Annotated in this window: 9 protein-coding genes; 6 read left to right on the plus strand and 3 right to left on the minus strand. The window is 65.1% G+C overall.

Going from position 1 to position 10080, the window contains the following annotated elements:
- Positions 1–92: 92 nt before the first annotated feature.
- Both GM1_RS20740 and GM1_RS20745 read right to left on the minus strand, forming a co-directional pair.
- Positions 93–1628: an acyl-CoA synthetase gene (locus tag GM1_RS20740; protein ID WP_008382189.1), complete on the minus strand. Its 1536-nt coding sequence runs from the start codon at positions 1626–1628 to the stop codon at positions 93–95.
- A gap of 115 nt (positions 1629–1743) precedes the next feature.
- Positions 1744–2382 carry a TetR/AcrR family transcriptional regulator gene (locus GM1_RS20745; RefSeq protein WP_006897085.1) on the minus strand — a complete coding sequence of 213 codons (639 nt, stop codon included), beginning with the start codon at positions 2380–2382 and terminating at the stop codon, positions 1744–1746.
- A 98-nt stretch (positions 2383–2480) separates the two neighbouring features.
- Between GM1_RS20745 and GM1_RS20750 the strand changes: the two genes are divergently transcribed.
- Genes GM1_RS20750 through GM1_RS20775 form a run of 6 tightly spaced genes read left to right on the plus strand, consistent with a single transcriptional unit; the run spans position 2481 to position 8786 of the window.
- The gene (locus GM1_RS20750; protein ID WP_008382193.1) at positions 2481–3368 is read left to right on the plus strand and encodes a CoA transferase; all 888 of its coding nucleotides are present in this window, start codon (positions 2481–2483) and stop codon (positions 3366–3368) included.
- A gap of 23 nt (positions 3369–3391) precedes the next feature.
- Positions 3392–4597, plus strand: a complete 1206-nt coding sequence (locus GM1_RS20755) for a thiolase family protein (protein WP_006897083.1) — start codon at positions 3392–3394, stop codon at positions 4595–4597.
- Positions 4598–4649: 52 nt separating this feature from the next.
- Complete coding sequence (locus GM1_RS20760; protein WP_008382195.1) at positions 4650–6323, plus strand: long-chain-fatty-acid--CoA ligase; 1674 nt, start codon at positions 4650–4652, stop codon at positions 6321–6323.
- Positions 6320–7117, plus strand: a complete 798-nt coding sequence (locus GM1_RS20765) for an enoyl-CoA hydratase/isomerase family protein (protein WP_008382197.1) — start codon at positions 6320–6322, stop codon at positions 7115–7117. Before GM1_RS20760 ends, GM1_RS20765 begins: the two co-directional genes overlap by 4 nt.
- Before the next feature lie 23 nt (positions 7118–7140).
- Positions 7141–8304: an acyl-CoA dehydrogenase family protein gene (locus GM1_RS20770; RefSeq protein ID WP_008382198.1), complete on the plus strand. Its 1164-nt coding sequence runs from the start codon at positions 7141–7143 to the stop codon at positions 8302–8304.
- Positions 8301–8786 (plus strand): MaoC/PaaZ C-terminal domain-containing protein, encoded by a 486-nt coding sequence (locus GM1_RS20775; RefSeq protein ID WP_006898348.1) that lies wholly within the window; start codon positions 8301–8303, stop codon positions 8784–8786. Before GM1_RS20770 ends, GM1_RS20775 begins: the two co-directional genes overlap by 4 nt.
- Positions 8787–9344: 558 nt before the next feature.
- Here the strand turns inward: GM1_RS20775 and GM1_RS20780 are convergent.
- A partial coding sequence (locus GM1_RS20780) for a hypothetical protein (protein WP_008382203.1) occupies positions 9345–10080 on the minus strand: 736 nt, incomplete at its 5' end.

The following is a 10080-nucleotide window of genomic DNA, read 5'->3' on the forward strand; positions in this document are numbered from 1 at the left end:
AACGATGCCGAGTATCCGGCGAACTCGACCTCTCCCAGAGCGGGCCAAATGGCAGGTGGCTTGGTAGAGGAGCCTAACGAGCTATCCGATTGTTAGCTGGTGGCGACTGTGCCTTCCGTGATTGCATCACGCAGCACGTGCTTGAGAATCTTCCCCGAGGGGTTACGGGGAATGGGCCGGGTGATGAGCTCGCGCGGAAGCTTGTAACCCGCAATGAACTGGGATCCGTACTCGCGGAGCGACTCCAAGGTGACCTCGCGGCCCTCGACCGGGGTGACGACGGCGATGAGGCTCTCCCCGAACATCTCGTCCGGCCGCCCGACGACCGCCACATCGGCCACGTCCGGGTGGCCGGCGAGGGCCTGTTCGACCTCCACCGAGTACACGTTGCGCCCGCCCGTGATGATCATGTCCTTCATCCGATCAACGATCGTGATAAACCCGTCGGCGTCCCGGACCGCCACGTCGCCGCTGTGCAGCCAGCCGTCGCGGAGCGCATCGGCGGTGGCCTCGGGCTTGTTCCAGTAGCCCTTCATGATGGTCTCGCCTCGGTAAATGATCTCCCCGGGCTCGCCGACCGCGGTGTCGTTGCCCTCGTCGTCGACGATCCGCGTCTCGGCGTTAGTGATGGACGCCCGTCCGGTGGCATCTGGGCGGGCGCGTACTTCGTCCGGAGTGAGGAAGATGCCGGTCGGGCCGCCTTCGGTTTGGCCGCACAGCTGGAAGAACTGCACGTGCGGCAGGGTGGCGAGCAAGCTGGTCGCCGCGCTCGGCGGCATTGGTGCGGCGCCGAAGAAGCCCAGCCGCCACGCGGACAGATCGCGCGTGCCGAGCTCGGGGTGCTGCAGCAGCATCTGGTACATGGTGGGCACGCCCAGGAACACGGTGATGCGGTGCTTCTCCAGCGCATCCAGGACCGCCTTGGGCTCGAACGCTGGCAGCACCACGTGAGTGGTGCCCAGGCTGAACCCTGACATAACGAACAGGACCAGCTCCGCGCAGTGGTACATCGGCGCGACGTGCAGATTCCGGTCGAAGATATTCATACCGAGTGCGGAAACCGAGTTCCCCACCCACAGCATGCGGTGATGGTCGAACAACGCTCCCTTGGGACGCCCGGTCGTGCCCGAGGTGTAGAGGATAATGCAGTCGTCGTCCTCGATGACCTCCACTTCCGGCGCGGTGGTCGGCATGGTGTCTGCGAGCCGCGCGATGCCCTGCGCGGCGGGCTCGTCCAGCACCAGACTTTGCGGCGCGGACGGCAGCGGATCGAGTTCGTCGAGGCCGGCCACCACCACCGCGAGCCCCTCGGAGTACAGCAGCACCGTCGCACCGGAGTCCTCGAGCAGGTAGCGAAGTTCGCGGGCCGGCACGCGAGGGTTGAGAGGCACGGCAATGGCCCCCAGTCGGAACGCTCCGTACAGGCCCAGGATGTACGCGTCGGAGTTCGGGCTCAGCAGTGCCACCCTGTCGCCCTTGCCGACTCCGAGCGACGCCAACGCGTGCGCATACTGATTGATCCGGGCCGCGAGCTGCTCGTACGAGTAGGTGCTCTCGCCGAAGATCAGTGCGGTCTTGTCCGGGTGCCGGCGGGCATTGAGCGCGAGGGCGCCTCCGAGAGTGGCCATGGTGACTCCTGAGGTGTCGATGACTCCGAGATCGGATATGTGACCCCGGACACAGCAGGAACAGTAACCGCCAGCGTGATGCTTGTACAGATGTTCAGTGAAAGTGAAACTCGAGTCAGGTGGCTGACCCGTGGGAACGATCGACAGCTCCTCCCCCGGACACGCTCACGCCGAGTTCGGGCTTGCTGCGCCCCTCGGTGTGGGTAAAGGTCCCGAGGTGGGTCCAGACGGCATCCACCAGCGGCTGCAGGAACAGCCGGCCCATCTGGTTGATGATCACGTCGACCACCTGGACGGAGTCGGCGCGACCCCGCGAGGCCGCGCCGGTCTCGCGCATCGCAACGACCTCCCGGTGGGTAAGTTCGGTGAGCCGCTCCAGCAGTTGCCCCCGCTGACCACCGGGTTCGAGTAGCGCCCGGCGGAGATAGTTGACCACCTCCGGGTTTCTGACCAGCATTTCCGAGACAGCCTCGTTCCGCACGCGAGCGATTTCTTCGCCGGCCCCGTCGGTCGGCGCCGAAGCAAGGGCCGACGCAAAACGCTCCACGACGATCTGCTCCACGGCCTCGCGGAGGCCGTCTTTGGACCCGTAGTGATGGACCACCAGCCCTACGGTAACCCCGGCGGCGGCCGCGACCGCCCGCATCGGTGTGCGGTCCTCGCCGTTGGCCGCGTAAAGCTCGAGAGCGGCGTTGCGGATTCGCGCTTTGGCGGTGAGATCTTGGTCGCCGGAGTGCTGGGCGGGGCGGTCCACGCGGTCTCCCTTCGGTCGACAAACGAGTCTACGGGGACGCGCCAATCGCTAAAGCTATACAGTGGCTAAGTTTACTGACTACTTGTATAGTCGCTGAAATGAGTCCCAGATCGCTCCGACCCCTGGCCGGCATACAGGTCGTCTCTTTGGCTACCAACCTGCCCGGTCCGCTGGCCGTGGCAGGCCTTCGTGACCTCGGCGCAGCGGTGATCAAAGTGGAGCCGCCGGTGGGTGACGCCTTGGCCGTGGCCGCGCCCTCCTGGTACGCAGAACTGACACAGGGAGTGGAGGTTCGTCGGGCCGACCTCAAAAGTCGTAGCGGCCTGGAGGAGCTGACCAGGCTGCTCGATACGGCGGACGTGTTGGTGACCGCCATGCGCCCGTCAGCGTTCTGCCGACTCGGCCTCGGCGATCTCAGCGACCGCTACCCGCGGTTGTGCCATGTGGAGATCGTGGGCTACGACGGCGCCGACGAGGAGGTCGCGGGCCACGACCTGACATATCAGGCGAGATACGGCACCATCCGGCCGCCGCACCTGCCGCTGGTCCCGGTCGCCGACACCGTCGGTGGGGAGCGGGCCATCTCGGCCGCCCTGGCCCTGCTGCTGGCCCGGGGACAGCACGACTCCGGCGGACATCAACGCATCACTCTCGACGCGGCCGCGTACGACTCCGCGGCTGCCCTCCGGCACGGCCTGTTTGGCAATGGAGCACCACTGGGCGGGGCTCTGCCCTCCTACAACATCTATGCCACCGCCGACGGCCACATCGCCCTGGGGGCACTCGAACCGCACTTCGAGGCCCGCACCAGAGAAGTACTCGATTGCGACGGCACATCCGCCGCCTACACCCGCGCCTTCGCCGCGCACACCACGGCCCACTGGGAGGATCTGGCCGCGCGCCACGACATCCCGCTCACCGCCGTTCGCGATGCCCACCCGGCCACAGCGCAGACCACTCACGCGCCCACGGCGCCCACCACCTGACCACCTTGAGGAAGGACCCAGTCATGACCGACTCCCCCCAGCCCCGTAGTTCCCGAGCCACCCGCGAGGCCGTGATCGTCGATGCCGTCCGGACCCCGGTCGGCAAGCGCGGCGGGGCGCTGGCCGCCTGGCATCCCGCCGATCTGCTGGGGGCCACCCTCAGTGAACTGGTTCGCCGCAGTGATGTGGCGCCGGAGAAAATCGACGACGTGATCGCTGGCTGTGTGATGACGCACGACCAGCAGAGCTCCAACATCGCTCGCCATGCGGTGCTCTCCTCCGGCCTGCCCGATTCGGTGCCGGCCGTGACCGTGGACCGACAGTGCGGCTCGGGGCAGCAAGCTGTCGCATTTGCCGCCCACGGTGTGGAGGCGGGGTCCTACGACCTCGCCATCGCATGCGGCGTGGAGTCGATGTCACAGGTGGCGCTGCCATCCTCATTACAACCCGGCGCCCCGCTAGGCCCGCAATACTCCCCCCGCGAACTGGCCCGCTACGACGGCGGACTGCTGGTTCAAGGCCCGTCCAGTGAGCTGATGAACACCCGCTTCGACCTCAGCCGGGAGGAACTCGACGCCTTCAGCCGCCGGAGCCACGAGCGGGCGCTGGCTGCCACCCGCGACGGCCGCTTCGAGACCCAGCTGGTTCCGCTGCGCCGCGACCCGCTCGATGACTCCAGCGAGCCCGTGACCGCGGATGAGGGGATCCGGGCCGAGCTCGACCCAGAGAAGATGGCGTCCCTGCGGGCGGTGTTCGCCGAAGACGGCAAGACCACCGCAGCCAACTCCTCCCAGCTCAGCGACGGCGCCGCCGCACTACTCATCGCCGACCGCGAGTTCGCCGAGGCCCACGGGCTCACCCCCCGCGCCCGCTTCGTGGTCCACGCGGTCGCCGCGGCCGATCCGATCATCCAGTTCACCGCAATCCTCGAGTCCACCCGCAAGGCCCTGGACCGGTCGGGGCTCACGGTGGACGATATCGACCTGTTCGAGGTCAACGAAGCGTTCGCGGGAGTACCGCTGATGTTCCAAAAAGAGTTCGGCGTCCCCGACGACAAACTCAACGTCAACGGCGGCTCGGTGGCTGTCGGCCACCCCCTCGGATCCACCGGCGCCCGCATGATGACGGACCTGCTGACCGAACTCGAACGCACCGGCAGCCGATACGGGCTACAGACCATCTGCGAAGCCCACGGCACCGCTAACACCACCATCATCGAACGCCTCTGACGAGCCCCCTCCGTCCCAGCCACCGTCCCAACCCCACTTCAGGAGCACCAACATGACGTCCCACCCCATCGTCACCGGTCTGCCGTCGACACACGGTGACAGTTACCAGCTCAACACCACCACCCTGCTGCGGCACTCCGCCCGGACCTACCCCGAGCAGGAGATCGTATTCCGCACCATCGACGGGGGCTGGGACCGCTACACCTACGCAGACATGTTCGAGCGGGTCGGGAAGTCAGCCCACGCGCTCACCGGGCTGGGGGCCGGCCCCGGAACGGTGGTGGGAATCCTGGATTGGAACTCCAAACGCCATATGGAGCTGTACTGGGCGATTCCCGGTATCGCATCGGTGATGCTGCAGATGAACCTGCGGCTCGCCCCGGTGGACCTGGCCTATGTCACCGACCACGCCGAAGCCTCGATCGTGCTGGTCGACGAGTCCCTGCTGCCCGTGGCCGAGGCGCTGGTCGAGCAGGGCGTCGGGGTGAAGACCTGGGTGGTCATGACGGACAAGCCACTCTCGGAGATCTCCACCACCCTGCCCGGGGTCGTCCACTGGGAAGACGCGCTGACGGCCGCGGAATCGACCTTCGACTGGCCGATGATCGACGAAACCTCGGCGTACAGCGCGTGCTACACCACCGGCACCACCGGCCGCCCCAAGGGCGTGTACTACTCCCATCGCGGGATCTACCTCCACACTCTTGCCGAGGCAGCGCAGTTGAAGATGGGCGACGACGACACCGTCATGGTCATCACCCCGATGTTCCACGGCCAGGGCTGGGGACTGCCGCAGTCGGCCATCTACTCGGCCGCCAAGGTCGTGCTGCCCGGACGGTATACGGCCGAGGACACCTCTGTGCTGGTTGACGCGATGATCTCCGAGTCCGTCACCGTAGCCAACGGTGCCCCCGCGATCTTCGAGCCGATGCTCGACTACATCCGCACACTCAAGACGCGCCCGGACTTCAGCCGCGCCCGTCTGCTGTCCGGGGCGACCGAACCGTCGCTCACGCTCATGCGCGGCTTCCATGACCTCACCGGCGCCGACATCATCCACGCCTACGGCGCCACGGAGACCACTCCGCTGGTCACCGTCAACGCAGGCCTGAAGCACACGCTGCGGGACGTGCTCAGTGAGAAGGAGAAGTGGGATCTCAAGCGGGCCCAGGGTCTGCTGGTCAACGGGATCGACATCAAGGTCGTCGGACCGGACGGAACCGAACTACCCCACGACGGTGTCTCCCAGGGCGAGGTGCTCATGCGCGGCCCGTGGATCATCGAGCGCTACCACAAGATGGAAGACAAAGGCGGCGCGTTCGCCGATGGGTGGTGGCGCAGCGGCGATGCCGGCACGATCCGCCCCGACGGCTACCTCAAGCTGACCGACCGCATCAAGGACGTGGTCAAAAGCGGCGGCGAATGGATCTCCTCGATCGACATGGAAAACGCGATCGTCGCCCACCCACAGGTCCGCGAAGCCGCCGTGGTGGGGATCGAGCATCCCAAGTGGCAAGAGCGCCCGGTTGCGATCGTCGTCCAAGAAGACGGTGCCGATCTTGACGTCGACGACATCCACGCCGTGTTGGAAGACAAGTTCGCCAAGTGGCAACTGCCCGACATCGTCATCTTCGCCGACGCGCTGCCGCGCACCAGCGTCGGCAAGTTGGACAAAAAGACGCTACGCACCGACTACGCCGATCTCTACCGGGGAGCCGAGGAATGAACAACCGGAGCGGACACGATGATGTGGTGCGCAGCGAACGACGCGGAGCCGTCGCGATCCTGCGCATCAACCGACCCGAGGCCCGGAATGCACTGAACGCCGCGGTGTTCGCAGCCTTGAACGGGCACCTAGCCGAGCTGCGGACCGATGACTCCGTGCGCGCCATAGTTTTGGCCGGCGCGAGCGGCGTGTTCTGCGCTGGAGCAGACATCACCGCGTTCGACGCCCTGCGGGCCGATCCGTTGATCGGGCAGCGGCGGGCCTCCGGGGGGACTCTATGGGCCGACCTGGAGAACTTCCCCAAACCGGTGATCGCAGCCGTCGAGGGCCTGGCCCTGGGGGGCGGGCTCGAACTCGTCCTGGCCTGCGACACCAGCATCGTCGGCCAGGGTGCCCGCCTTGGATTACCCGAGGTCAAGCTCGGCGTCATCCCCGGCGGCGGCGGCACCCAACGACTCATCCGGGCGCTCGGCAAACCTCGCGCCATGGCACTGCTGCTCAGCGGCGACCTGGTCACCGGGACCGAGGCCGCCACCCTCGGCCTGGTGGGAAAGGTGGTCGACGACGACGAGGTCGTCGAACAGGCGATCGCCCTGGCGCAGCGGATCTCGGCTAATTCCCCGCTGGCCGTGGCCCTGGCCAAAGACGCCGCCCTGGCCGCGCAGACCGGGTCGATAGCCGCAGGGCTCGAGCACGAAAAGCGCAACTTCGTCTATTCACTCGCCTCAGACGACAGCCACGAGGGCCAGGCCGCCTTCGTGGCCAAGCGTTCGCCGAACTTCACCGGCCGCTGACCCGGCCCGACAAGGACAAGATCATGACCACCACCCTGTTCCCCGACCACCGCCCCACCTGGCAAACCGAGTCCCACGAGTTGCTACGGGACCACGCCCGCGCCTTCTTCGCCAGAGAAGTCACCCCCCGCCAGGCGGACTGGGCCCGGCAGGGCCACGTCGACCGCGAACTCTGGAACAGAGCCGGAGCGGCAGGCCTACTGCTCACCGACATCGCCGAAAAGGACGGCGGCGGGGGAGGCGACTTCGGCCACGAGGCTGTAGTGGCCCAGGAACTGGCGTACGCGCACGACAGCGCGTTCGGCTTCACCGTGCACTCCACGATCGTCAGCCACTACATCAACGCCTACGGGACCGAGGAGCAAAAGCGCCGCTGGCTACCCGGGCTCGCCTCCGGCGAGAAAGTGGTGGCCGTCGCCATGACCGAGCCTGGTACCGGCTCAGACCTGCAGAACGTCAAGACCACAGCGATCCGCGACGGCGACCACTACGTGGTCAACGGCGCCAAGACCTTCATCTCCAACGGCACCCACTGCGACTTGGTTGTCATCGTGGCCAAGACCGATCCAGCGGCCGGCGGCAAGGGCATCTCCCTACTAGTCGCCGAGGTCGACAATAACGTCGCGGGCTTCTCCCGCGGCGCCGTCCTCGAGAAGATCGGCATGCACGGATGGGACACCCGCGAACTCTTCTTTGACGACATGCGGGTACCGGTGGAGAACATCCTTGGCGAGGAGGGCTCCGGCTTCGCCGAACTCATGACCCAGTTGCCGCGGGAGCGACTCATCATCGGAGTCGCCGGCGTGGCAGTGGCCGAGGCCGCGGTGATCGAGACCATCCGGTACGTCAAAGAGCGCGATGCGTTCGGCAAGAAACTCCTGGACTTCCAGAACACCCAGTTCGTACTAGCCGAGTGCAAGGCCGACGTCTACGCCGGCAAGGCGCTGATCGACGACGGCATCCGCCGCCAGATCGACGGCACCCTCGACGCCGCCGGCGCCTCGATGATCAAGCTGTGGGCCACCGACATGCAGTGCCGCGTGGTGGACAAGTGCCTACAGCTGTTCGGTGGCTACGGCTACATGATGGAGTACCCCATCGCCCAGATGTACACCGCCTCCCGCGTGCAGCGGATCTACGGCGGCACCAACGAGATCATGAAGCTGCTCGTAGCCAGGTCGCTGTGAACGCCACTCCCCCAAGTCCGTCCGTCTACGCCGAAGACTTCACCCCGGGCCAGATTCACAAACTGGGCGATCACACCGTCTCCAAGGCCGAACTGGTCGATTTCGCCACCCGCTGGGACGCACAGTGGTTTCACATCGATGAGGACGCCGCCAACCAGGGTCACTTCCGCGGACTCATCGCCAGCGGGGTACACACCATTGCCATCGCTCAACGGCTGCTCACACAAACAATGCTCAACCAATGGGCAGTGATCGCCGGGCTCGGATTCGACAAGGTACGGTTCCCGGCGCCCGTCCGACCCGGCAACGTTCTCACCGGAACCGCCCAAATTGCCGAGATCACTCTCGACGGAACACGCGGACGAGTGAAGATAGAAATGCGGCTGACCGATCAGGACGACCACACCGTCCTCTACGCCGAACTGACCATCGTCATGTGGCAAAGAGAGCAGGCCACGACACCGTCCGGAGGCTTCAACTGACACACGGCAGGACGTCACCAGAAAGAGCAACGGTCCCGCCCTACATCGACGAAGCGACCTTCATCTCGTATCCGCAAGTCAGCGTGGGACGTGACGACCCCACCTCACGACGGTGGCTCAAGGTAGTCAAACCCCCGTCCGAGCGCGTCCGCTAGCTAGCGATCGATTTCGCGACACTCACAGAACCAGTCGTTTCCGCAGGGCAGCAGTGTCCGAAAACTCGTGTCGCCTTGCCACCCACATCGAGCACCGGTAACCAGACCTTATGACAAGTAGAAGTATGCGTATTGCATCTGATGAATCGACACCTGACCGCATGCCGGTCACCACTACTCCAGTCGTCTTCGGCTGCGTTGTAAGCACCCCGCCACAGTCTCTGTGGCGTCGACGGACTTAAAATCATCCTGGCCCGAAAACGGAACATCAAGTGTTAGAACTGCTTACCGGAATCACCTCCAGTGCGATCCCACTGACCAATGACAGCCTCACCTCTGCGGGACTGTCCGCCGCATAGCTCACCATCGAATATGGTGCGCCACCAGTGCGGATTCCCCCACCTCAGGCACTGTCTCGCAGCGCGAACGCTTCTCGCGCGCGCTGCAGCCGACGAGCACATTGAGAATCGCTGGAGACTCGACGGAAGGCATATCCTTGACCGTGGCCACCGTCAGAAAGTCGAAATCCAAGTGAGCTGAGCAGATCCGCCTCAATATCGATAGCCGAAAGCAGGATTGAGTCCAGTTCCGAGGCGTCGAGTGCCGTGCGGACGTCCGGGATGTTTTCGTAGAAGGCAACACGTTTGCCCCAATGTGCCGCGATGTAATCATCCCAGTTCTGTCTCGAATGGCTCGACAGAGCTGATAAATCGAGCGTCGGGCTAGAAGCGTATGCGGCAACATATGCAAGGTGCTTGGTCAGCCAATCTTGCGTTGACATGACGGCGCCTTGAAACTTCTCCACGTCTGAGCTGGCCGGGTCGACCAAGGCATTCATGAGTTCGCAGTTCAGCCAGAACATTGCCTCATCAATGTAATCAACGTCGCCGGTCATTGCGACCGGATACCCAAGGTCAGCGAGCCCACGCTCGATCCGAAGTTCATCAATGGCCAGGGCTCCGAGGCACATCAGCAGCCAACGCCACTCGGAGTCAACGAGGTGCTGGCGGCCTATCACGCCCTCGCCGCGTTTGCCGAGTTTGACGTGGCCGGCCTCATGGGCCGCTAGCCTCTCCAACAGGAGATTGTCTCGATTGCGCAGTTCAGGTGCGTTAAAGACGATAACTTCGCCTGTAGAT

It is taken from the genome of Gordonia malaquae NBRC 108250, assembly GCF_000344135.1.
Taxonomy (GTDB): Bacteria; Actinomycetota; Actinomycetes; order Mycobacteriales; family Mycobacteriaceae; genus Gordonia; species Gordonia malaquae.